This window comes from Variovorax beijingensis (assembly GCF_003951285.1).
Taxonomy (GTDB): Bacteria; Pseudomonadota; Gammaproteobacteria; order Burkholderiales; family Burkholderiaceae_C; genus Variovorax; species Variovorax beijingensis.
In genome coordinates, this window is the sequence record NZ_RXFQ01000017.1 from 40,610 (window position 1) to 63,667 (window position 23,058).

The window sequence follows — 23,058 nt, forward strand, 5'->3', positions numbered from 1 at the left end:
CTCAGCCCGCGTCGAGTTCGCGGTGCCGCTTGAGGGCGACCCAGCGGGTTCCGAATGCGCGCGCGAGCTGCTCGACCAGGAACACCGAGCGGTGCTGGCCGCCGGTGCAGCCGATGGCCACGGTCACGTAGCTGCGGTGGTCCCGCGCCAGCGCATCGAGCCAGCGCGAGAGGAACTGCTCGATGTCGTCGTACATGCGCGCGACGTCGTCGTGCTCGCGCAGCCATTCGACCACTGGCGCATCACGCCCGGTGAGCGGCCGCAGCGCGGGCACGTAGTGCGGATTGGGCAGCATGCGCACGTCGAACACGTAGTCGGCATCCAGCGGCACGCCGCGCTTGAAGGCGAAGGATTCGAACACCAGCGTCAATGCGCGGCTCTGCGGCGCCGAGATCAGCGCCTTGATGTAGCTCTGCAGCTGGGCCGGCCGGATGAGGCTGGTGTCGATCACGTCGGCGCCGTCGCGCAGATCGGCCAGCAGCTCGCGCTCGAGCTCGATGGCCTGCACCAGCACGCGCTCCTGTTCGGGCACATCGTTGCGGCCCTCCTGGCGCGACAGCGGATGGCGCCGGCGGGTTTCCGAATAGCGCCGCAGCAACGCGTCGGTGGTCGCGTCGAGGAAAAGCGAGCGCAGCGAAACGCCGTCCTGCCGCAAGGCTTCGAGCTGCTGCGGAACGATCGGCAGCGACACGCCGCTGCGCACGTCCATGGCAATGGCCACGCGCGTGGCCTGCTGCTCGTGCTGCAGCGCGATGAAGGCCGTCAGCAGTTCGGGCGGCAGGTTGTCGACGCAGTAGTAGCCGGCGTCTTCCAGCGCATGCAGCGCCACCGACTTGCCCGAGCCCGACATGCCGGTGATGAGCACCAGGTCGAGGTCCATCACAGCGCCGCCGAAGTCTTGTGGCCCAGCATTTCGCGGGCATGCGCCAGCGAGGTCTGCGAGAGCTTCTCGCCGCCGAGCATGCGGGCGATTTCGCGGGCGCGGGTGTCGTCGTCGAGCCGCGAGACGCCGCTTTCGGTGCGCGGGCCGTCCTGGCCGGCCGCCGTCGTCTGGCGCTTGGCCACCACCAGGTGGTGGTCGGCGCAGGCGGCGACCTGCGGCAGATGGGTGACCGCCAGCACCTGGCGATCGCGCCCGAGCTGCTTCATGAGGCGTCCCACGGTCTCGGCAACGGCTCCGCCGACACCGGCATCGACCTCGTCGAAGATCAGCGTCTGCGCGGCCCCGAGCTGGCTGGTGGTGACTGCAATGGCCAGCGCGATGCGCGAGAGTTCGCCGCCCGAAGCCACCTTGCCGATGGGGCGCGGCGTGCTTCCGGGATGGCCGCTCACGAGAAAGGCGACGTCTTCGAGACCCGCGCGGCCCGGTTGCGCCAGCGGCAGCAGCTCGACCTCGAAGCGCCCGCCCTGCATGCCAAGCCCCTGCATCGCCTGCGTGACCGCCTCGGCCAGCCGCGGGGCGGCCAGCTTGCGCCCCTTGGCGAGCGCCTTGGCTTCCTTCATGTAGGCCTGCTGCGCGCCCTGCTCGGCGCGCTCCAGGCCTGCGAGATCGCTCTGCGCATCGAGCGCCTGCAGCTCGGCCTGCCAGCCGGCCAGCAGCGCTGGCAGGTCGTCCGGCGTGCGCTTGTAGCGGCGCGCGAGCGACATCCACAGGCCCATGCGCTCGTCGAGTTCGGCCAGCCGCTGCGGATCGGCCTCGGCGTCGCGCAGATAGCTGTGCAGCGTGTGGGCGGCATCGGAAGCCTGGGCGACGCTGGAGGCCAGCACTTCGCCGAGGGCGCGGAATTCGGGCTCGATGTGCTCGCAGTTCTGCAGCAGGGTGACGGCGCGCGACAGCGCGGCGAGCGCGCCGCTATCGTCGTCCTCCAGCGCCTGGCTCGCGCCCTGCGCCGCGTCGATCAGCGCCTGCGCATTGGAGACGCGCGCGTGCTGTGTCGAAAGCTCTTCCCATTCGCCTTCGGCCGGCGCCAGCTTCATGACTTCGGCGATCTGCCATTGCAGCCGCTCGCGTTCGCGCAGCAGCGAGTCTTGCGCCGAGCGCGCGTGGTCGAGCGCGGAAAGCGCCTGGCGCCAGTTCTGCCAGGCTGCGTCCAGCACATCGGTGCGCACGCCGGCATAGGCGTCGAGCAGGCCGCGCACGGCCTCGGGCCGCGTCAGGCTTTGCCATGCATGCTGGCCATGGATGTCGAGCAGGCGGTCGCCGAGTTCGCGCAGCTGGGTGGCGGTGGCCGGGCTGCCGTTGATCCAGCCGCGGCTGCGGCCCTGCAGGTCGACGGTGCGGCGCAGCAGCAGGGCGTCGCCGTTTTCGAACCCGCCCTCGTCGAGCCAGGCCGCGAGTGCCGGATCGGCGTCGAATTCGGCGCTGACGTCGAGCCGTTCGGCGCCTTCGCGCACCGCGCCCGCGTCGGCCCGGTTGCCGAGCGCCAGCTGGAGCGCATCGATCAGTATCGACTTGCCCGCGCCGGTCTCGCCGGTCAATACCGTGAAGCCTGCCGACAGGTCGAGTTCGAGTGATCGCACGATCACGAAGTCGCGCAATGCGATGCGTCGCAGCGCCATTTCAGGAGCCCCCTTCGTTCCAGTGAAGTTTCTTGCGCAGCGTGTCGAAATAGCTCCAGCCGCGCGGGTGCAGGAAGCGCACGCGGAAGTCGGAGCGGCGCACCACCACGCGATCGCCGATCGCGAGCGATGCCAGCGACTGCATGTCGAAATTGGCGCTGGCGTCGCGCCCCGCCACCAGTTCGATCACGATCTCGTCGGCATCGGGCAGCAGCACGGGGCGGTTCGACAGCGTGTGCGGTGCAATGGGCACCAGCACCCAGCCCGGCACCGCCGGATGCAGCAGCGGGCCGCCGGCCGAGAGCGCATAGGCCGTCGAACCCGTGGGCGAAGCGATGATCAGGCCGTCGGCGCGCTGGTTGGCCACGAAATGACGGCCCACCGAAACGCGCAGCTCGACCATGCCCGAGGTGGCGCCGCGGTTGACCACCACGTCGTTCATTGCCAGCGCATCGAAGACCGAGGCGCCGTCGCGCATGACCTGCGCATGCATGAGGCTGCGGTGGTCTTCCTCGTATTCGCCGGCCAGCATGGGAATCAGCGTGGCCTGGTAGTTGTCGAGAGGGATGTCGGTGATGAATCCGAGCCGGCCGCGGTTGATGCCGATCAGCGGAATCCCGTAGCAGGCAAGCTGCCGGCCGATGCCCAGCATGGTTCCGTCGCCTCCCACCACCAGGCCCAGATCGCAGCGCTGGCCGATTTCCTCGACGCTCAGCGGCTGGTAGCGACCGCCGACGCTGGCGTCCGTATCGGCCTCCTCGGCCGCCGATCTTTCGACGAACACCTCGCAGCCTTGCGATTCCAGGAAGGCGCCGATATCTTCCATCACGCCGTCGCGGGCATCGGCCTGCGCCCTGGCGCCTGAAGCCTGGTATTTGCCGATCAGCGCGACGTGACGAAAGCGGGAAGTCATCTACAAATTACAACACTAAAATCTTGCAATGCTGGACGACCGTGCCAAGTTGCTCCTCAAGACGCTGGTCGAGCGTTATATCGCCGAAGGCCAGCCGGTCGGGTCGCGGACTTTGTCGCGCGCCCCGGGCCTGGACCTGTCTCCCGCGACCATCCGCAACGTCATGTCCGACCTCGAGGGATTGGGGCTGATCACCAGCCCGCACACCTCGGCCGGACGCATTCCCACCGCGCGCGGCTACCGGCTGTTCGTCGACACCATGCTCACCGCCCAGCGCGAGCACATGAACGCGCCGAGCCACCTGCCTCCCGACCAGCCGCAGAAGGTGATTGCCAACGCGGCCAACCTGCTGTCCAACCTTTCGCAGTTCGTCGGCGTGGTCATGGCGCCGCGGCGCGCCTCGGTCTTCAAGCAGATCGAGTTCCTGCGGCTTTCGGACCGGCGGCTGCTGGTGATCATCGTCTCGCCCGACGGCGACGTGCAGAACCGCGTGATCTTTCCGGAGGCCGACTACACGCAGTCCCAGCTGGTGGAAGCATCGAACTACATCAATGCCCACTATGCCGGCCTGACCATCGAGCAGGTGCGCGACCGCCTGCAGTCCGAAGTCGAAAAACTGCGCGGCGAGATTGCCGCGCTGATGCAGGCGGCGGTCAAGGTCAGTTCCGAGGTGCTCACCGAGGCACAGGAAGACGATGTCGTGATTTCCGGCGAGCGCAACCTGCTTTCCGTCACCGATTTTTCGAGCGACATGGGGCAGCTGCGCCGTGCCTTCGAGCTGTTCGAGCAGAAGGCGCAGTTGATGCGGCTGCTCGACGTGTCGAGCAAGGCCGAGGGCGTGCGCATCTTCATCGGCGGCGAGAGCCAGGTGGTGCCGATCGAGGAGCTTTCCATCGTCAGCGCCAACTATGAAGTCGACGGGCAGGTGGTGGGTACGCTGGGCGTGATCGGCCCGACCCGCATGCCTTATGAGCGCATGATCCAGATCGTCGACATCACCTCGCGGCTGGTCAGCAATGCGCTGAGCCACCGCAAGTAAGCGACGCCGCGAATAGAATCGTGGCCTCTCGTGGGCCGTTAGCTCAGTTGGTTAGAGCAGCGGACTCATAATCCGTTGGTCGATGGTTCAAGCCCATCACGGCCTACCACCTGCATTCATTTCTGAGCTTGGTTCGCCAGGGGCCAAAAATGGATGCTATAATCGATAGCTGTGCGGCTGTAGCTCAGTTGGATAGAGTACTTGGCTACGAACCAAGGGGTCGTGGGTTCAATTCCTGCCAGCCGCACCACTCTTTGAAGGGTTAGGACATTACGTGTCCTAACCCTTTTTCTTTTGGCGCGGCGCTCTGCGGAATCTTCCGTTCAACGAGATCACGGGCAATGTTCCCGTTCCGGGGCTCCGTGCGATGCGATCGGTCCGTCCTGCGCCGGAGGCTCTCGACCTTCGGGTGGTGTTGAGGCATTCTTGATGTTCACCGGAGGAGCCGGAAGAAAACGGGCCGCGCCGAGCGCCAGCGCGAACTGGACGAGGCCATTGCCGGCCGTGCGGACTGCCAGCATCAATTGGGCGAGGCGATCGCCGATCGCGATGCACGCCAACATGAACTGGCTGAATCCCGGCGCAGCCAGGCTGTTCTCGCGCAGGACCTGGAGCGCGCAAGATTGCGCGCCTCGCACCTGGAAGCGCGATGCACGGCACTGCGGGCCTCAAATTCGTGGCGCGCGACGGCGCCGCTGCGCACCCTGTCGCGAATGTTGAAAATACGATGAAGAGGCCATCCCTTCCTTGAGACCAGAGGTTCTACCAAGTTGAGCAAAGCATTCACCAAGGAAACCGAGAGCGACGCTGACGACAACGACGGCGGCGAAAGCACCGTCCCCGCACTGCCGAGCGGCAGCAAGAACTACATGACGCCGGCCGGCTATGCCCGGCTGCGCGACGAATTGCTTCAGCTGATGGACGAAGAGCGCCCGAAGGTCGTCGAGGCGGTGCATTGGGCCGCCAAGAACGGCGACCGCTCCGAGAATGGCGACTATCTCTACGGCAAGAAGCGGCTGCGGGAAATCGACCGGCGCATCCGCTTTCTCACCAAGCGGCTCGAAATTGCCGAAGTGACCGATCCCTCGGTGCATCACGGCAGCGACCAGGTCTTCTTTGGCGCAACGGTGCGCTACGTGGACGAAACGGGCGACGAGCGCAGCGTGACGATTCTGGGCATCGACGAGGCCGACAGCGCCCAGTCGCAGGTCAGCTGGATCTCCCCGATCGCCCGCGCGCTGCTCAAGTCACGCGAAGGCGACGTGGTGAAGCTGGTGACGCCGGGCGGCGCCCATGAGGTCGAGCTGCTGTCGGTCAGCTATCCGGCGCCGGGCACGACGCGCTAGCTTTCCTGCCCGCCGGTCAGGGCGCGGGAACCGTTCTTGCGGCGGTCAGCACCGAGGCCGTGCGCCGCGCGGCGCGCAGCACGCTGTCCAGGTGGGTGCGGTCGCGCACCGCAATCACGAAGCGCAGGTCGGTCGAATCCTGCGGCGTCTCGTCGGCCATTTCGACGTGCGTGATGTCGGCTTCGGCGTCTGCCAGGGTCGCGGCCACGCGCGCGAGCACGCCCTTGTCGTTGCGCACCGTGATGACCACGCCGGTTTCGAAGGTGCGGGTCGGCTCGTCCGCCCACTCGACCGCGAAAAAGCGTTCGCTGTCCTTGTGGCGCAGGCGCTGGCCCACGCCGCAGGACTCGGTGTGCACGACCAGGCCTTCGCCATGGCCGAGGTAGCCGACGATCTCGTCGCCCGGAATCGGCCGGCAGCACAGCGCAAAGCGCACCGACGAGTTCTCGCTGCCGTCCAGCGTGACGGCGCCCTGGGAAATGGTTTCGTGCGAGATGAAGCGCTCGCGGCTCAGCAGCAGCGCATCGGGCCGCTCGCCGAGTTCGGACAGCATGGCCACCAGCCGCTTTGCCACGATGCTGGCAATCCGCTTGCCCAGGCCGATGTCGGTCAGCAGCTCGGCACGCGTGCGGTTGCCCGTGAAGCGCAGCAGCTTTTCCCACAGCGCCTGGTGCTCGGCGTCCTCGGCCGGCAGTTTGCTGAGGCCTTCGGCGCGCAGTGCCTGGGCCAGCAGCTTCTCGCCCAGGCCCTCGGATTCGGCATGGGCCAGGGTCTTCAGGTAGTGGCGGATCTTGGAGCGCGCCCGGCCGGTTCGCACGAAGCCGAGCCATGCGGGATTGGGCGTGGACACGGGCGCGGTGATGACCTCGACCACGTCCCCGTTCTTGAGCTCGGTGCGCAGCGGCACCTGGTCGCCGTTGATGCGTGCCGCGGAGGTGTGGTCGCCGATGTTGCTGTGGATGGCGTAGGCGAAGTCGACCACCGTGGCGCCGCGCGGCAGCGCGAGGATCTGGCTCTTCGGCGTGAAGACGTAGACCGCATCCGGAAACAGGTCGACCTTGACGTGGTCCCAGAACTCGGCGGCGTCGCGCGTTTCGTCCTGGATGTCGAGCAGCGACTGCAGCCATTTGGTGCCGAGCCGGTCGTTGCTGGCCGCGTTCGGCTCGGCCGCCTTGTAGAGCCAGTGCGCCGCCACGCCCGATTCGGCCACCACGTGCATGGCCTCGGTGCGCAGCTGGAACTCCACGTTCACGCCGGCCGGGCCCACCAGCGTGGTGTGCAGCGACTGGTAGCCGTTGAGCTTGGCGATCGCGATGTGGTCCTTGAACTTGCCCGGCAGCGGCTTGTACATCTGGTGCAGGATGCCCAGGCCCGTGTAGCAGGCGATCACGTTCGGCACGATCAGGCGAAAGCCGTAGATGTCGGTCACCTGGGCGAAGCTCAGATGCTTTTCCTCCATCTTGCGGTAGATCGAATAGAGCGTTTTCTCGCGTCCCGCGATGCGCAGCGTCATGTTGGCGTTGGCAAAGGCGGTCTCGACCTCGCGCTGCACCTTCTGGATCAGGTCGCGGCGGCGACCGCGCGCCTTGGCCACGGCCTTGGACAGGGTGGCGTAGCGCCACGGTTTCAGATGGCGGAACGACAGTTCCTGCAGTTCGCGGTACGTTTGGTTCAGGCCCAGCCGGTGCGCGATGGGCGCGTAGATCTCGAGCGTTTCGCGCGAGATCCGGGCCCATTTCTCGCGCGGCGCATCGTCGAGCGTGCGCATGTTGTGCGTGCGGTCTGCCAGCTTGACCAGAATGACGCGCACGTCGCGCGCCATGGCCAGCAGCATCTTGCGGAACGACTCGGCCTGGTTTTCCTCGCGCGTATTGAACTGCAGCTTGTCCAGCTTGGTGAGCCCGTCGACCAGTTCGGCCACCGGCGCGCCGAAGCGCTCGATCAGTTCGGGCTTGGTGACCCCGCAGTCCTCGATGGCATCGTGCAGCAGGGCGGCCATCAGCGCCTGGGCGTCGAGCTTCCATTCGGCGCATTGCGCCGCCACGGCGATGGGGTGGGTGATGTAGGGCTCGCCGCTGTTGCGCAGCTGGCCCAGGTGGGCTTCGTCGGCGAAGCGGTAGGCGCGGCGGACCAGCTCGGTGTCTTCGGGGCTCAGGTAGTCGAGCCTGGCGGTCAGCGCGGCAAAGCTCGCGGCAGCCGCATTCAACGCCGCCGGACTCGGCTTGTGCGTGCCCCCCGTAGGGGCATGGGACTGATGTTTGGCAACCGCGCTCATGGCTACCACTTTAGCGTGACCGCTCTATGGACGCGTCCAGACGTAAAAAAAGCACCGCTTCGCGGTGCCTTTTCGTTGCAGGGCTGCGTCAGAGCAAAGATCAGCCCGGCACCTTCTTGAGCATTTCCAGGCCGATCTTGCCTTCGGCGATTTCGCGCAGGGCGGTGACGGCGGGCTTGTTCTTGCTTTCGATCTTGGGCGCGTGGCCCTGGCTCAGCATGCGCGCACGGTAGGTGGCGGCCAGAACCAGCTGGAAGCGGTTGGGGATCTGAAGCAGGCAATCTTCGACGGTGATGCGGGCCATGATGGAATCTTTCGGTCAGTGAGCAGGAAATCAGGGGATGTTCAGGGCGGCGAATGTGTCGGCACGTGCGCGGCGCTGTGCAGAATACCGAAGCCGCTGAGCGTGGACGATCGCCTTGAGATCGAAAAGCGCGCGCTCAAATAACTCGTTGATTATAACGAAGTCGAATTCCCCTGCCCGGGCCATTTCTTCGGCGGCATTCTTGAGGCGCAGCTCGATGACGGCCGCGCTGTCTTCGCCGCGACGCTCCAGCCGGGAGCGCAGCTCTTCCCAGCTGGGCGGCAGGATGAAGATCATCACGGCGTTGGCGAAGGTCTTGCGGATCTGGATGGCGCCCTGGAAGTCGATTTCCAGGATGACGTCGGCCCCCTGGGCGATGCGCTCCTCGATGGCTTTCTTGGAGGTGCCGTAGCGGTGCCCGTGCACGTGGGCCCACTCCACGAAGCCGTCCGCCGCGATCATGGCGTCGAATTCGGAGGGCGAGGTAAAGAAATACTCCCGGCCGTGCTTTTCCTGCCCGCGGGGTGGCCGGGTGGTGTGGGAAACCGAGGGCTGGACGGCCGTGTCCAGCTCCATGAGCGCCTTGACCAGGCTCGATTTGCCGGCACCGCTGGGTGCCGCCACGACAAAGATGTTGCCTGGATAGTCCATTCGCTCGCTCATTCGATGTTCTGTACCTGTTCGCGCATCTGCTCGATCAGCACCTTCATGTCCACGCCGATGCGTGTGAGTTCCAGTGCCGCCGACTTGGAGCCCAGTGTATTGGCCTCGCGATGCAGCTCCTGGATCAGGAAGTCCAGCCGCTTGCCGATTTCGCCGCCCTTCCTGAGCAGCCGCTCGATCTCGTCGAGGTGCGAATTCAGCCGAGTGAGTTCTTCCGCCACGTCGATGCGGATGGCGAAGGCGGTTGCCTCGGTCAGCGCCCGGTCCTGGGCCGCCTCGGGCAGGGTGCCGCCGGTCAGGCCCATGGCCTCCTGCCAGCGCTCCAGGAAACGAGCGCGCTGCTGCTCGACCAGCTGCGGAATCAGCGGTCCGGCCTGTTCGACCAGGGCGCGCAGCTGGGCCAGGTGGGCCTCCAGCATCTTGGCGAGCCGCGCGCCTTCGCGCTGGCGGGCCGACATCAGCGCATCCAGCGCCTTGCCGGCCACCTCGAGCAGGTCGCCGCCCCAGTCGCCGCGGGCAGCGCTGTCGCCGCCGGCCAGGCGCAGCACGTCGGCCACGCTCAGTTCGCGGGCGGCCGGCAGCCAGGCCTTGATGCCGTCCTGCACGCCGTTGAGCCGCTGCAGCAGCTTGGCGGAGGGCTCGACGACGCCCGCCTGGGCGGTGTTCTCGATGGCGGCGCGCACCTCCACCTTGCCGCGCTTGAGCTTGCCCGTGAGCAGCTCGCGCAGCGCGGTTTCATGCTGGCGCAGTTCCTCCGGCAGCTTGAAGGTGAGGTCGAGGAAGCGGCTGTTGACCGAGCGGATTTCGACCCCGAGCCGGCCCGCGGCGGCAGGCCGTGCTTCGGCTTCGGAGTGGCTGCCGGCGGGGCCGTTCTGGCCACTGGCATAGCCGGTCATGCTGTAAACTGGCATTGCGCCTCACTATGGTTTTGCTTGCAAGCACCGAGGCGTCGGCATGGCGTTCGCTTGCCGCACCATCGCCTTCGGGCGAAACTCCCGGATTATGTCAAAGGTCAAGCCTTCGCCCCTGCTGCCCGATACGGTCATTGGCGGTTACCGCATCGTTCGCCGGCTTTCCGCAGGCGGTTTTGGCGTTGTCTACCTCGCCATAGACCCCAGCGGGCAGCAGGTTGCCATCAAGGAATACCTGCCATCTTCGCTGGCAACGCGCGGGCCGGGCGAGCTGACGCCCGAGGTGGCGCCCGAAAAGCTCTCACTCTACCGGCTCGGCCTCAAGAGCTTTTTCGAGGAAGGGCGCTCGCTCGCGCAGATTTCGCATGCCTCGGTGGTCAGCGTTCTCAATTTCTTTCGCGAGAACGAAACCGTCTACATGGTCATGAACTACCTGGAGGGCGCCACCCTGCAGGACTTCGTGGTGACCGCGCGCGACCTGAAAAGGCCGAAGGTCTTCCGCGAATCGACCATCCGGTCGCTGTTCGACGAGATCCTGCGCGGCCTTCGCATCGTGCACCAGTACAAGATGCTGCACCTGGACATCAAGCCCGCCAACATCTTCGTCACCGACGACGACCGCGCGGTGCTGATCGACTTCGGCGCCGCGCGCGAGGTGCTCAGCAAGGAGGGCATCTTCATCCGCCCGATGTACACGCCCGGCTTTGCCGCGCCCGAGATGTACCGGCGCGACTCGTCGATGGGGCCCTGGACCGACATCTACGCCATCGGCGCCTGCATCTACGCCTGCATGCAGGGCTATCCGCCCAACGACGCCCCGCGCCGCATCGAGAAGGACCGGCTCAGCCTGTCGCTGTCGCGCCTGCGCGGCGTGTACTCCGACAACCTCATCGAGGTGGTCGAATGGTGCATGTCGCTCGATCCGCTCTCGCGCCCGCAATCGGTCTTTGCGCTGCAAAAGGAACTCAGCCGCGAAGGCGAGCGCCGCTACACCAAGCTCACCGTCGGCGAAAAGGTGCGGCTTTCATTCGACAACATCCGCTCCTTCGACAAGAAGGCCCTGCCCAGGGCGGCGGCACCTACCACGCGCCCGGCATGAAATTCTCGGTATTCCAGGTCAGCCGCAAGGGCGGCCGTCTCAAGAACGAAGACCGCATGGGCTACTGCTATACGCGGGAGTCGGGCCTTTTTGTGCTGGCCGACGGCATGGGCGGCCACCCCGAGGGCGAGGTTGCGGCCCAGCTGGCATTGCAGACCATCGCGGCCCTCTACCAGCGCGAAGCGCGCCCCACCGTCAAGGACGTCAAGGCCTTCCTGGCCGAATCGGCCATGGCGGCGCACCAGCAGATCATGCGCTACGCGAGCCACAAGGCCATGCTCGATACGCCGCGCACCACCGTCGTCGCGGCGCTGCTCCAGGGCACCACGGCCACCTGGATGCACTGCGGCGACTCGCGCCTCTACGTGGTGCGCGACGGCCGCCTGCTGACCCGCACGCGCGACCATTCGCATGCCGAGCGCCCGCGTCCGCAGGGCGCGGACACGCCGGTCAACCGCAACCTGCTGCTCACCTGCCTGGGCTCGCCGACCACGCCGCTGTTCGATATTTCGGCCCCGCTGCAGCTGCAGCGCGGCGACCGCATCATGCTGTGCTCCGACGGCGTCTGGGGCGTGCTCGACGACGCCGTCATCGTGCACACGCTGTCCTCCGACAAGCCGGTGTCCGACGCCGCGCCCGACCTGGCCGAAATGGCACTGCGCAAGGGCGGCGCGCACAGCGACAACGTCACGCTCATCGCCCTCGAATGGGAAATGCCCGACGCGGCGGGCGAAGACCGCGGCGTTTCTACCGAGACCATCGACGACGGCGTCTTTGCCTCCACCATCCAGGCCGGCATGCCGGCGGACGGCGAGCTCGATGCCCTCGACGATCTCGACGAAGACGCCATCGAGCGCTCGATTGCCGAAATCAACGAAGCCATTCGCCGCTCTGCCGCCAAGAAAACCTGACGCCTGGCTGCTTCGGCTTGCGGGGCCGTCTGCGCTTTTTGTTCCACCTACCTCTCACAAAAAATGACTGCTTTCACACGAAGCGGCGGCCGTGCCGCCGACCAGCTGCGCCCGGTGCGCATCACCCGCGGTTTCACCATCCACGCCGAGGGCTCGGTGCTCATCGAATTCGGCCAGACCCGCGTACTGTGCACTGCCTCGGTCGAAGAGCGCGTGCCGCCGCACAAGCGCGGCAGCGGTGAAGGCTGGGTCACGGCCGAATACGGCATGCTGCCGCGCGCCACCCACACGCGCAGCGACCGCGAGGCCGCCCGCGGCAAGCAAAGCGGCCGCACGCAGGAGATCCAGCGCCTCATCGGCCGCTCGATGCGCGCCGTGTTCGACCTGGCCGCGCTGGGCGAGCGCACCATCCACCTCGACTGCGACGTGCTGCAGGCCGATGGCGGCACCCGCACCGCCGCCATCACCGGCGCATTTGTTGCCGCGCAGGACGCCGTCAACAAGCTGCTGGCCGCCGGCACGATTCCCGCGTCGCCCATCAGGGGCCACGTGGCCGCCATTTCCGTCGGCATCGTCGCCGGCACGCCGCTGCTCGACCTCGAATACACCGAAGACTCCGCCTGCGATACCGACATGAACGTCGTGATGACCGGCGCCGGCCACTTCGTCGAGGTGCAGGGCACCGCCGAGGGCGCGGCCTTCTCGCGTGAAGAGATGAACCTCCTGCTCGGCCTGGCCGAAAAGGGCATTGGCGAGCTGATCGTGCTGCAGCAGCAGTCCCTCGTTTCGAAGTGATCGGTCGGATGGCGATGAAACTGGTCCTGGCCTCCAACAACGCCGGCAAGCTTGCCGAGCTCCAACAGCTGTTTGCGGAGCTGGCCGTGACGCTCGTGCCGCAGTCGGCATTGGGCGTGGGCGAGGCCGAGGAGCCGTTTCGCACTTTCGTCGAAAACGCGCTGGCCAAGGCGCGCCATGCCAGCGCCGCAACCGGCCTGCCGGCGATCGCCGATGACGCAGGCCTTTGCGTCGATGCCTTCGGCGGCCTGCCGGGCGTGGACACCGCGTTCTATGCCACGCAGTTCGGCTATGCCAAGGGCGACGCCAACAACGTCAAGGCGCTGCTCGAGCAGCTCGACGGTGTCGCCAACCGGCGCGCCGCGCTCGTCAGCACGCTGGTCGCGTTGCGCGGGCACGACGACCCGGAGCCGCTCATCGCGGTGGGCCGCGTGGTGGGAGAAATCACGCGGGCGCCCATAGGCGACAACGGCTTCGGCTTCGATCCCGTCATGTACCTGCCCGGCTTCGGCAAGACCTTTGCCCAGCTGCCGCCCGAGGTGAAGAACGCCAACAGCCACAGGGGCCAGGCGGCCAAGGCCATGCTGGCCCTGATGCGCGAACGCTGGTTCTGAGCGATGGCCTCTGTCGTTCCCATCCAGCCCGCGCAGCCCACCGGCGCGCCACAGGCCAACGACGTGCTGCACTGGATGCGGCCCGGCCCGCTGCAGCTGGCGGCGCTGCCGCCGCTCTCGCTCTACATCCATCTGCCCTGGTGCCTGCGCAAGTGCCCCTACTGCGACTTCAACTCGCACGAGTGGCGCGCCACCAGCGAGGCCGAGGCTGATGGAATTCCCGAGTCAGCGTATCTCGACGCGCTCATTGCCGACCTGGACGCCGCGCTGCCGCTCATCTGGGGCCGCACCGTCCACACCATCTTCATCGGCGGCGGAACGCCAAGCCTTTTTTCGCCCCAGGCCATCGATCGCCTGCTCGGCGACGTGCGCGCCCGCCTCAAGCTGACCCCCGAGTGCGAGATCACGCTCGAAGCCAACCCCGGCACCTTCGAGCGCAACCGCTTTCGCGCCTACCGCGGTGCGGGCGTCACGCGGCTTTCGGTGGGCGTGCAGAGCTTCAACGACGAGCACCTGAAGGCGCTGGGCCGCGTGCACGACCGCGCCCAGGCCATTGCCGCCATGGAAGAAGCCGCGAGCGCATTCGACACCTTCAACCTCGACCTGATGTATGCGTTGCCGGGCCAGACGCTCGAGGGGCTGGACGCCGACCTGACCCAGGCGCTGGCGCTCGCGCCGCCGCACATTTCGGTGTACCACCTCACCATCGAGCCCAACACCTGGTTCGCCAAGTTTCCGCCGGCCCTGCCCGAAGACGACCTGGCCTACGCCATGCTCGACCGCATCACCGAGCGAACCGCCGCCAGCGGCATGTCGCGCTACGAGGTGTCGGCCTATGCGCGCAGTGGCCACACCTGCGCGCACAACCTCAACTACTGGCAGTTCGGCGACTACCTGGGCATTGGCGCCGGCGCGCACAGCAAGCTGAGCTTCGCGCACCGCATCGTGCGCCAGGTGCGCTTTCGCGAGCCGCGCCTGTACATGAACAGCGCCCGCGCCGGCGCCGCCGTGGCGCAAAGCGACGAAGTGGCGCTGGCCGACCTGCCGTTCGAGTTCATGCTCAATGCGCTGCGCCTGAAGGAAGGCTTCACACTGCCCCAGTTCAGCGAGCGCACCGGGCTGGCAATGACCAGCATCCAGAAAGGGCTGGAGGAAGCCGAGCGCAAGGGCCTCATTGCGCGCGACCTGCATCGCGTGTGGCCCACCGAGCGCGGGCTGGATTTTCTGAGCGACCTGCAGTCGCTCTTCCTGCCCGAGGAGTGACGGGCCGGCGTCAGCATAAAATCGAAGGTCCCGGAGAGTTGGGTGAGTGGTTTAAACCAGCAGTCTTGAAAACTGCCGACGTGAAAGCGTCCGTGAGTTCGAATCTCACACTCTCCGCCGGCAACTCAGTATCCATGCGGGTTTTCGGACCGCGCGGGTGGCGGCTTAAATCCCAGCCTCTCAGTACCCCGGCTGGCCCTCGGGAGTGGCCGGGGAGGCCGCTCGGAAGAGGCGGCCACAGGCCGGCCAACCGGCTTTTTGGGGGGACATTCGTCCACTATGCGATCTCGCGGCGCATCGACACACCGCTTGCGTCGGCAGGGCTGCGCTCTGCAGTTCAAGGCCGCCGGCCGCCGGCCACCGGTGGGATGCATCCCTCACAGCCTGGCCGGCGACGGGACGTTCGCAGACGTGGCAACGCGGCTGCCGCGGTTCATCGAAGAGGGCTACAACGCCAAGCGGCTGCACTCGGCGCCCGGTTGCCGCCCACCCAACGAATTCGAAACCCAACTCGCTCAGCAGGCGGCTTGGTTCTGATGACCCTGGTGGCCCAATCGATGGGGTTCACTCCAATCCAGGGTCAGAGATCGGTGCAATCCGACAGCTTCTCGGCCGGGAACGAGTTTTGTGGCTCTATAGGTCGCGACGAGTACGAATGCTCACAGCACACTGTTCAGCAGCCGGCTACACGGCTCAACTCAATGGGCGCGCGACGAGTTCCCGCAGCACAGCGTCCAAAGGAACCGTTCCCTTGCGAACCTTGTTCGGGTTCTCGAACTCGATCCACCCTTCGTTGAAACCGTCCAGCATCTGAATGCGCGGCAAGGGGTTGCGCATGCCTTGTGCTCTGAAAAGCGCCTCCCAATTGGCGCGCGGCACCGCCTCCATGCGTACGTCGTGGCCCAGAACGCGAGCAAACCCCAGAGCAATCTCGTTGGGCGTCAAGCACTCGCCTTCCAGTTCAACAATGCGCTTGCCCTGCCAACTTTCCTGAAGCAACTCAGCGGCGAGGTGTCCGACATCCGCGGTGGCAACCATGGGCACCGGCTTGTCGAGCGGATATAGGAAGCTCGGAATGACTCCCGTCGTGCGTGCAGGCTCCACATCCCAGGCCGCGTTTTCCATGAACCAGGCGGCGCGCAGGAAAGTCACGGGCAAGGGCAGTGTGCCCAGGCTGGTCTCCTGCAATGAGTGCTGCTGCAACAGGTTGGGCCGTGGTGACTGGGCACCAACCGTTGACAGCGAGACGAGCTTGCCGGGCAGCGTCTGCCCGAGCGCCTCACGCACCGCCGCGATGACACGGCGGGCCTCGGCAAAGCCGGGTGAAGGGTCGAACACCGGCGGCAAGACGAAGAATACGCCCTCAGCACCGGCGAAAGCCCTCTTGAGTGCTTCGGCATCGTCAAGCGAGGCGATGGCCACTTCGCAGCCGCGCTGCTTCCATGCGGCGCCCTTGCCGGCGTCGCGTACGACGGCACGTACATCCTTGCCCGCTTCCATGAGCGCGCGTGCAACGGCGCCGCCTACCTGTCCCGTGATTCCCGTGATGGCAAACATCCAAACTCCTTGTTCTCGGCAGAAATTGCCTCGGTGCAGGAAGTTTGAACTTCGACCATCCATTTCTCAATGGCATGAATGTCATTTCATTCATGCTTGGTGATCATTGATGCCGCGCGCAAGCGCTACTGCACAAGACCGACGATGAAGTCCAGGAAGGCGCGCGTCTTCGCTGGCAGATGCTGACGCGAAGGGTGAAACGCATACAGCGGAAACCGCTCTTCGGGCCAATCGGGGAAGACATTGACCAGCTGTCCATCGGCCAGCATCGGCTCAGCGCCCAGATCCATCACCTGGGCGAGGCCATGGCCGGCGAGGCAGACGCTGTAGAGCGTGCCGGCATCGTTGACAGTCAAAGCTCCGTCCATGTGAAACACCAGCTTCTTGCGGCGCTTGTGAAATTCCCATGGAAATGGCCGGCCGGTTGCAGAGTCCCGGAACAGGATGCAGACATGACCGCCCAGCGTCAGTTCGCGTGGATCCTTGGGGTGTCCATGGCGCTTCAAGTAGCCAGGCGAGGCCACTGTCAGCATCCGTGTGTCGAGCAACTTGCGCCCGATCAGCGTCGACGGCCGCGGATGGCCGAAGCGCAGTGCCAAGTCGAAGCCTTCGGCAACAAGGTCACCCAACTCGTCGCGGGTGATCAGTTCGAGCTTCAATTGCGGGTACGCCTCGAGAAACGCGCCAAGGCGCGGCCCCAAGATCAACCGTGAAAAATACGGGTCGATGTTGACCCGCAGAACGCCGCGAATGGTGGTCGTTCCTTGCGCTGCGGATGCCGCTGCTTCCTCGAGCCCGGCGAGCAACGGCGCCACCTGCTCATAGAAGCGCCGGCCTTCGTCCGTGAGGGCGACCGATCGCGTCGTGCGCTCGAGCAGGCGAATGCCCAGCCGGCCTTCGAGACGTGCGATGGCACGGCTGACGCCCGATTGCGACATCTGCAGGATGTCGGCCGCCGCCGCAAACGTACCGCTGTCGATGATCGCCGCGAGAACGCTGATGCCGTTCACAATTCTTTCGTCGAATCCTGCCATTGGTGCCTTGCGTGACTGATGAGAATCGCTAGTCGCTGCGTCTCGCGCATTGTTTCCACCCCGGCGCTCGGTGAACGCGAGCGGCGAATCACGCACAGATGTGCGCTGGCACCGCCAGCTTCGTCATTGCGTCGAAACTCTGCCGAAGGTTGCCGACGAGCGGCCCGGCCGAGGGCACTTTGACTGCAAATGCGAGTATCGCCGTGGCCTGAGGATATTCAACAGGGCGGCGGTGCCGGAAGGCCCGGTTGTGGCGGAATTCTGCCGATGGATGTATTCATGCATGTATGAGTTGCCGCCGCAAAACTCCAAGGTCTTTTCGCTGGTTGACATGCCTTTGGCTATCGTGGGTTGGCGTCTTTGCTGCAGCTTCGGGTAAGTGTGGGCCGGGCCTTCATGCCCGTTTCCTTCAATCCAGCCGTACCTTGGCGTCCCGAATCACCTTGCCCCACATTGCGCGGTCCGCATCGATGAAGGCGGTGAACTCGGCGGGCGTATTGCAGCGCAACTCTCCGCCGTAGTCGCGCCACTTCTTCGCGAGCTCGGGCGACTGGCAGGCCTTCTGCATCGCGGCGCTCAGTTTCTCCAGCACGTCCTTGGGCGTTCCGGCGGGCGCGAGGATGCCCTGCCACGCGATGGGCGCGTAGCCGGGCAGTCCTGATTCTGCAAACGTGGGCACATCGGGAAAGCTCGGATGCCGTTCCTTGCCGGTGATGGCGAGCAGCTTGAGTTTGCCCGCACGGATGTGGCTTGCCGCCGCCGGCAGCCCGTCGAACATCAATTGAACTTGGCCGGCGAGCAGGTCGGTGTAGGGGCTGTTGCTGTTGTAGGGCACAAGACTGGTCTTCACCCCCGCGGCGTTGTTGAACCAGAGTGCCGACAGGTGCGAGTAGCTGCCGATGCCCGCCGTCCCGACCGCGACCGAGTCGGGCTTGGCCTTGAGTGCAGTGATGAGTTCGCGGGCGTCCTTCGCCTGAACACCGGGCGCGGCGACCAGGCCGGTGTTCAGCACGCCCAGCAGGCTGACCGGTGCGAAGTCCTTTTCGGCGTTGAAGGGCAGCTTGGCATACAGGTGCGGCACGACCGAGAGCGAACTCGTGGTGCCGATGTACAGCGAATAGCCGTCGGCCGGTGCCTTTGCGGCGACCTCGGTGCCGATGATGTTCGACGCCCCCGGCCGGTTCTCCACGAAGAAGGGCTGGCCCAGGATCTTCGTGAGCTCCGCGGCGATTTCGCGGGCATTGGCATCGGGGCCGCTGCCGGCGGGGAACGGGGCAATGATGCGCACCGCCTTGGCGGGGTAGTCGGGCTGGGCAGCTGCGCCCGCCGCCGCGGCAGCCATCGCGACAAGCGTGAACCATCGGCGCACCGGCATCTTCAGAACTCTCATGGGTTTGTCTCCTGTTGGGAATGCGTGCCGTCGGCACGTGCTTGGATGGTAGTGAAATACTTGATATTGTCAAAATACGATAATTTCAATATCATTTCAATGAATCTAATCATATTTCAAGTAACACTTTCTCGCAAAGAGACATCGAAGCAATGGACAACACCCTCTCGGATCTTCAGTTCAGCCACATCGGTCTGTACGTGGCCGACCTCCCGCGGATGGCGCGCTTCTACAAGCAGGCCTTGCGCTTCACGCAGACCGATGCGGGCGACTTGGGTGCGGTGCAGCTGGTGTTCCTGAGCCGTGACCCGCGCGAGCACCACCAGCTGGTGCTGGCCACCGGTCGCCCAGCGGACCTGGGCTTCAACGTGGTCAACCAGATTTCCTTCCGGGTGCCCGACATCGGCACGCTGCGCCGGTTCCACGACCGGCTGCTGGAAGAGGGCGCGCACGACATGCTGGCGGTGACGCACGGCAATGCGGTGTCGGTGTATTGCCGCGATCCCGAAGGCAACCGGCTGGAGCTGTTCATGGACACGCCCTGGTACTGCGAGCAGCCGCTGCGCGAACCGGTGGACCTGTCCCAGCCCGACGAGGTGATCCTGTCGCGCGCCGAGGCGATCGCCAAGCGCTTTCCCAGGTTCATGAGCAGGGCGCAGTGGCAGGCCGACGTGGCGCGCCGCATGGAGGAAGACCAGCGTGGCTGACGCAACGACCCTGCACGACGTGGCCATCGTCGGGCTGGGCCCGACCGGCGCCGCGCTCGCCAACCTGCTGGGCGCCGCCGGCCTCTCGGTGCTCGTGCTCGAGAAGGAGGCCGGCATCTTCCCGTTGCCGCGCGCGATTCACTTCGATGGCGAGGTGCTGCGGATCCTGCAGGCCGCGGGGCTGCGCGATGAAGCGCTGGCCATTTCCCGGCCTGGCGAGCAAGGCATGCATTTTGTCAACGCTGCCGGCGAGACCATGCTCATCCGCGGCGGCACGGCCGCGCTCGGGCCGCATGGCTGCGCGAACAACTACTACTTTCACCAGCCGCAACTGGAAGCAGTGTTGCGAGAAGGGCTCGCGCGCTTTCCCAACGTCGACGTCCGCTTGCGCAATGAAGTCTTGCGCATCGAGCAGGATGCTGAAGGCGCCACGCTGCAAGTGCGCGAGGCCGATGCGGAACGCGCTTCGACCATGCGCGCGCGCTACGTCGTCGGCTGCGACGGCGCCCGTTCCCCGGTGCGCCGGCGCATGGGCAGCGCAATGTCCGATCTCGGCCTGAAGCAACCCTGGCTCGTGTTCGACGTGGTGCTTGAGCAAGACGTCGAGCTGCCGCATCACACCGTGCAGCACTGCGACCCCGTCCGCCCGATGACCTACTGCAACGTGGTCGGCCAGCGGCGCCGCTGGGAAATCATGGTGCTGCCCGGCGACGACCGCGAGGCCATGGTGCAGCCCGCGGCGCTGTGGCAAATGGTCGCGCCCTGGGTGCGGCCCGCCCAGGCGCGGCTCGAGCGCGCCGCCATCTACACCTTCCATTCAGTGATTGCCGAGGGCTGGCGCGACAGCCGTCTGCTGCTGGCCGGCGACGCCTGCCACCAGACGCCGCCGTTCCTCGGACAGGGCATGTGCGCGGGCATTCGCGACGCCGCCAATCTCGCCTGGAAGCTCGAGGCCGTGCTGAAGGGCCGCGCACCGGCCGCATTGCTCGACACCTACGAGTCGGAGCGCGCGCCGCACGTGCGTGCGCTGATCGAACTGGCGGTGCGGCTGGGCAACATCATCCAGACGACGGATCCCGCACTCGCCGACGAGCGCGACGCGAAGTTCCGCACCGGCGAGCCCGAGATCTTCGAGTTGCCGCCGCAGGTGCTCGGTGCAGGTGCCTTCGACACCAGCCCCGGCGCATTGGCGGGGCGTCCCTTTCCGCAGCCGCGCCTGGACGACGGCCGCCTGCTCGACGAATTGCTTGGCCGCCGCAGCGCCGTCATCGGCCACGCACCGGCCCTCGCATCGGCCGCGCCGGCCACCGCCGAGCGCTGGCGCCGCGCCGGCGCGATCGTGATCGTGATCGACCGCCCCGATGCGGCGCTGCGCGACTGGCTCCAATCGCACCAGGCCCATGCGGTGATACTGCGGCCTGACCGATATATCGTCGGCGTCGCGCGCACGGGGCTCGATCTGGATCGCATCTCGCAATACCTCCCTGTCGCGCCATGACATCTCGGAGGAATTCGCGTGCCGGAAAAATCCATGTCCAGCCTGGGCCGCATGCTCGGGGTCCTGGACCTCTTCGACGACAGGCACCTGACACGCACCGCGGAAGACATTTCGGCCGCGCTCGACGTGTCGCTGCCCACGGGCTACCGCTACGTGCGGCTGCTGCTCGAAGCCGGCCTGTTGCAGCGCGTCGAAGATTCGCACTATGCGCTGGGGCCGCGCATCATCCTGCTCGACCACTACATCCGCAAGGCGGACCCGGTGCTGCGCGAAGGCATGCCGGTGATGCGCGAACTGGTGGCGGCCACGGGCTTCGACTGCGTGGTCTCGGCCCTGTTCGGAGCGCAGGTGCTCGACACGCACCGGGAGATGGGCGGCACGCCGGCCACGCTCGCGTACGGACGCGGCCGGCCGCGCCCGCCATTCCAGGGCGCGGCGCCCAAGGTGCTGCTTGCCGCGCTGCCTCCCGCGCAACTGCGCAAGATTTTCGATGCGCGCCGCGACGAAGCGGTGCGCAGCGGCCTGCCCGCCGAATGGAGCGACTTCCGCAAGCAGTTCGCCGCGATCCGCAAGGCGGGGCACTACGTGTCCATCGGAGAACTGGAGCCGCAGCTCGCGGCCGTGGCTGCCCCTATTCCCAAGGCCGACGGCGGCGCGTGGGCCGCGCTGTCGCTGGTCTTCGACACCTCGCGCCTCTCCATCGTCGACGTCGACAAGATGGTCCACCTGATCACCGAAGGCGCCGCGCGCATAGGAGGTCGGCTGGCATAGATCAATTCAACCCACCACGCACTCTCGAAGGCAGACCATGAAACTCATCAGCTACCAGTACAACGGCATCGACAGCTACGGCGCCGTGTTCGGCGATCGCGTCGCCGACCTGCGCGAGGTCTTCGGCGCCCGCGCGCCCGACCTGAAGGCGCTGATTGCCGCGGACCTGCTGTCCGAAGCGGCCGCTGCCGCGGGCAAGGCTGCAGCGACCCTGCCGCTGGCCGAGGTCCGGCTGCTGCCTGTGATCCCGAACCCCGGCAAGATCGTGTGCGTGGGGCTCAACTACGGCGACCATGTGCGGGAAACGGGGTGCGAGATCACCGAGAAGCCGACGCTCTTCTTGCGCGTCGCCGAATCCCAGGTCGCGCACGGCGATGCCATCGTGATGCCGCTCGAGTCGAGCAAGCTCGACTATGAAGGCGAGATCGCCATCGTCATTGGCCAGGGTGGCCGCCGCATCGCCGAGGCCGATGCATGGAATCACATTGCCGGCTACGCCTGCTACAACGACGGCAGCATCCGCGACTGGCAGACCGCCACGCCGCAGTGGACCGCAGGCAAGAACTTCTGGCGCACCGGCGGTTTCGGTCCGTGGATGGTCACGCGCGACGAGATCGCGGACGACCAGGTGATGACGCTCGTCACGCGCCTGAACGGACAGGAGATGCAGCGCACCACCACCGACAAGCTGATCCACAGCATCCCGCGGCAGATCGCACACATCTCGGCCTTCATGCCGCTGGCCGCGGGCGACGTGATCGTGACGGGCACGCCCGGCGGCGTGGGTGCCAAGCGCACGCCGCCGGTCTGGATGAAGCCTGGCGACGTGGTGGAGATCGAGGTCGACGCCATCGGCATCCTGCGCAACACCGTTCGCGCGGAATAGGCACATGACAGCCGTCGAGGCGCAGGCGCTCGAGGAAGCGCGCCGGCTCGCGATGCTGAGTGGCGATGCTGACGCGCTGGCGCGTCTGCTCGCACCGGAGCTTCGATATGTCCACTCGACAGGGGTGTGCGATACGCGTGAAAGCCTGTTGCAAAAAGTGCGCGAGCGCGCGATCACCTACCTTGCACTCTCCGTCGAGGACATGCACGCGACTGCGACCGAGGACGCCGTTCTCATTGGAGCGCATATGCGAGCCGAAGTGCAACGCCTCCACGAGTTCAGGCGGATCGAAACCACCTATCTTGCAGTCTGGCTTCGTCGGGCGGGTAAATGGCAGCTATCGGCTTACCAAGGTACGGCAGTCGGGGCCTTCTGCGCCTGATCCGCCTGATCAACCTCGGCAGTGATAACAGTTGAGGGCTTGATCAGCCGAAGGCATCGGCCAGGCCGTGACGGCTCGATCCTCCTCGCTCACTTCTACTTCGGCACTACTCGCAAAACTGACTCAGTTTCCCGGTCGGCG

The 23,058-nt window shown here is 66.2% G+C and carries 23 protein-coding genes and 3 tRNA genes; 15 read left to right on the top strand and 11 right to left on the bottom strand.

Features of this window, described 5'->3' with window-relative positions; genetic code table 11:
- Position 1: 1 nt before the first annotated feature.
- The 3 genes from rapZ to EJO66_RS24605 are packed head-to-tail and all read right to left on the bottom strand — an operon-like array spanning position 2 to position 3,472.
- A complete protein-coding gene (gene rapZ, locus EJO66_RS24595) occupies positions 2 to 880 on the bottom strand; it encodes an RNase adapter RapZ (RefSeq protein WP_124960096.1) in 879 nt (292 codons plus the stop codon).
- Positions 880 to 2,559 (bottom strand): DNA repair protein RecN, encoded by a 1,680-nt coding sequence (gene recN / locus EJO66_RS24600; RefSeq protein ID WP_124960095.1) that lies wholly within the window; start codon positions 2,557 to 2,559, stop codon positions 880 to 882. Before recN ends, rapZ begins: the two co-directional genes overlap by 1 nt.
- Before the next feature lies 1 nt (position 2,560).
- Positions 2,561 to 3,472, bottom strand: coding sequence for an NAD kinase (locus EJO66_RS24605; protein WP_124960094.1), 912 nt, complete (start codon positions 3,470 to 3,472; stop codon positions 2,561 to 2,563).
- Between the two features lie 28 nt (positions 3,473 to 3,500).
- On the opposite strand from EJO66_RS24605, the gene hrcA reads away from it, so the two are divergent.
- From hrcA to EJO66_RS24620, 3 genes are all read left to right on the top strand, one after another.
- Positions 3,501 to 4,511, top strand: coding sequence for a heat-inducible transcriptional repressor HrcA (hrcA, locus tag EJO66_RS24610; protein WP_124960093.1), 1,011 nt, complete (start codon positions 3,501 to 3,503; stop codon positions 4,509 to 4,511).
- A gap of 32 nt (positions 4,512 to 4,543) precedes the next feature.
- Positions 4,544 to 4,620 (top strand) — tRNA-Ile (locus tag EJO66_RS24615).
- Between the two features lie 64 nt (positions 4,621 to 4,684).
- Positions 4,685 to 4,761, top strand: a tRNA-Arg gene (locus tag EJO66_RS24620).
- 82 nt (positions 4,762 to 4,843) lie between these two features.
- Here the strand turns inward: EJO66_RS24620 and EJO66_RS32835 are convergent.
- A complete protein-coding gene (locus tag EJO66_RS32835; protein ID WP_185738361.1) occupies positions 4,844 to 5,149 on the bottom strand; it encodes a hypothetical protein in 306 nt (101 codons plus the stop codon).
- 132 nt (positions 5,150 to 5,281) lie between these two features.
- Here EJO66_RS32835 and greB point away from each other — a divergent pair, with 132 nt between their 5' ends.
- Positions 5,282 to 5,857 (top strand): transcription elongation factor GreB, encoded by a 576-nt coding sequence (gene greB / locus EJO66_RS24630; RefSeq protein WP_124960092.1) that lies wholly within the window; start codon positions 5,282 to 5,284, stop codon positions 5,855 to 5,857.
- Positions 5,858 to 5,873: 16 nt separating this feature from the next.
- On the opposite strand, the gene EJO66_RS24635 is transcribed toward greB, so the two are convergent.
- From EJO66_RS24635 to EJO66_RS24650, 4 genes are all read right to left on the bottom strand, one after another.
- On the bottom strand, positions 5,874 to 8,132 hold the full coding sequence (locus EJO66_RS24635) for a RelA/SpoT family protein (protein WP_125966383.1): 2,259 nt from the start codon (positions 8,130 to 8,132) through the stop codon (positions 5,874 to 5,876).
- A gap of 100 nt (positions 8,133 to 8,232) precedes the next feature.
- Positions 8,233 to 8,436 (bottom strand): DNA-directed RNA polymerase subunit omega, encoded by a 204-nt coding sequence (gene rpoZ / locus EJO66_RS24640; RefSeq protein ID WP_015867100.1) that lies wholly within the window; start codon positions 8,434 to 8,436, stop codon positions 8,233 to 8,235.
- Between the two features lie 30 nt (positions 8,437 to 8,466).
- Positions 8,467 to 9,087, bottom strand: coding sequence for a guanylate kinase (gene gmk / locus EJO66_RS24645; RefSeq protein ID WP_015867099.1), 621 nt, complete (start codon positions 9,085 to 9,087; stop codon positions 8,467 to 8,469).
- Between the two features lie 8 nt (positions 9,088 to 9,095).
- Positions 9,096 to 10,010 carry a YicC/YloC family endoribonuclease gene (locus EJO66_RS24650; protein WP_124960090.1) on the bottom strand — a complete coding sequence of 305 codons (915 nt, stop codon included), beginning with the start codon at positions 10,008 to 10,010 and terminating at the stop codon, positions 9,096 to 9,098.
- Between the two features lie 91 nt (positions 10,011 to 10,101).
- Between EJO66_RS24650 and EJO66_RS24655 the strand changes: the two genes are divergently transcribed.
- The 6 genes from EJO66_RS24655 to EJO66_RS24680 all read left to right on the top strand — a co-directional run bounded on the left by EJO66_RS24655 (position 10,102) and on the right by EJO66_RS24680 (position 14,809).
- Entirely contained in the window at positions 10,102 to 11,109 is a 1,008-nt protein-coding gene (locus EJO66_RS24655) for a serine/threonine protein kinase (RefSeq protein ID WP_015867097.1), read from the top strand.
- Complete coding sequence (locus EJO66_RS24660) at positions 11,106 to 12,020, top strand: PP2C family protein-serine/threonine phosphatase (RefSeq protein ID WP_124960089.1); 915 nt, start codon at positions 11,106 to 11,108, stop codon at positions 12,018 to 12,020. Before EJO66_RS24655 ends, EJO66_RS24660 begins: the two co-directional genes overlap by 4 nt.
- A gap of 63 nt (positions 12,021 to 12,083) precedes the next feature.
- Entirely contained in the window at positions 12,084 to 12,815 is a 732-nt protein-coding gene (gene rph, locus EJO66_RS24665; protein WP_015867095.1) for a ribonuclease PH, read from the top strand.
- A 14-nt stretch (positions 12,816 to 12,829) separates the two neighbouring features.
- Complete coding sequence (locus EJO66_RS24670; RefSeq protein WP_124960088.1) at positions 12,830 to 13,429, top strand: non-canonical purine NTP pyrophosphatase; 600 nt, start codon at positions 12,830 to 12,832, stop codon at positions 13,427 to 13,429.
- Positions 13,430 to 13,432: 3 nt separating this feature from the next.
- Entirely contained in the window at positions 13,433 to 14,692 is a 1,260-nt protein-coding gene (gene hemW / locus EJO66_RS24675; RefSeq protein ID WP_125966384.1) for a radical SAM family heme chaperone HemW, read from the top strand.
- A 32-nt stretch (positions 14,693 to 14,724) separates the two neighbouring features.
- Positions 14,725 to 14,809, top strand: a tRNA-Ser gene (locus EJO66_RS24680).
- 576 nt (positions 14,810 to 15,385) lie between these two features.
- Here the strand turns inward: EJO66_RS24680 and EJO66_RS24685 are convergent.
- From EJO66_RS24685 to EJO66_RS24700, 3 genes are all read right to left on the bottom strand, one after another.
- Entirely contained in the window at positions 15,386 to 16,249 is an 864-nt protein-coding gene (locus tag EJO66_RS24685) for an NmrA family NAD(P)-binding protein (RefSeq protein ID WP_125966385.1), read from the bottom strand.
- A gap of 125 nt (positions 16,250 to 16,374) precedes the next feature.
- Entirely contained in the window at positions 16,375 to 17,283 is a 909-nt protein-coding gene (locus tag EJO66_RS24690; protein WP_124960694.1) for a LysR family transcriptional regulator, read from the bottom strand.
- 409 nt (positions 17,284 to 17,692) lie between these two features.
- Positions 17,693 to 18,673, bottom strand: a complete 981-nt coding sequence (locus EJO66_RS24700; protein ID WP_125966386.1) for a Bug family tripartite tricarboxylate transporter substrate binding protein — start codon at positions 18,671 to 18,673, stop codon at positions 17,693 to 17,695.
- 152 nt (positions 18,674 to 18,825) lie between these two features.
- On the opposite strand from EJO66_RS24700, the gene EJO66_RS24705 reads away from it, so the two are divergent.
- From EJO66_RS24705 to EJO66_RS24725, 5 genes are read left to right on the top strand one after another with little or no spacing between them, the layout of a single operon-like run.
- On the top strand, positions 18,826 to 19,380 hold the full coding sequence (locus EJO66_RS24705) for a VOC family protein (RefSeq protein WP_125966387.1): 555 nt from the start codon (positions 18,826 to 18,828) through the stop codon (positions 19,378 to 19,380).
- Positions 19,373 to 20,878: a bifunctional 3-(3-hydroxy-phenyl)propionate/3-hydroxycinnamic acid hydroxylase MhpA gene (mhpA, locus tag EJO66_RS24710; RefSeq protein ID WP_125966388.1), complete on the top strand. Its 1,506-nt coding sequence runs from the start codon at positions 19,373 to 19,375 to the stop codon at positions 20,876 to 20,878. Before EJO66_RS24705 ends, mhpA begins: the two co-directional genes overlap by 8 nt.
- A 33-nt stretch (positions 20,879 to 20,911) precedes the next feature.
- Positions 20,912 to 21,649, top strand: a complete 738-nt coding sequence (locus EJO66_RS24715) for an IclR family transcriptional regulator (RefSeq protein ID WP_124960698.1) — start codon at positions 20,912 to 20,914, stop codon at positions 21,647 to 21,649.
- Between the two features lie 37 nt (positions 21,650 to 21,686).
- Positions 21,687 to 22,535 carry a fumarylacetoacetate hydrolase family protein gene (locus EJO66_RS24720; RefSeq protein WP_125966389.1) on the top strand — a complete coding sequence of 283 codons (849 nt, stop codon included), beginning with the start codon at positions 21,687 to 21,689 and terminating at the stop codon, positions 22,533 to 22,535.
- 4 nt (positions 22,536 to 22,539) lie between these two features.
- Positions 22,540 to 22,917, top strand: a complete 378-nt coding sequence (locus EJO66_RS24725; protein WP_125966390.1) for a nuclear transport factor 2 family protein — start codon at positions 22,540 to 22,542, stop codon at positions 22,915 to 22,917.
- Positions 22,918 to 23,058 lie beyond the last annotated feature (141 nt).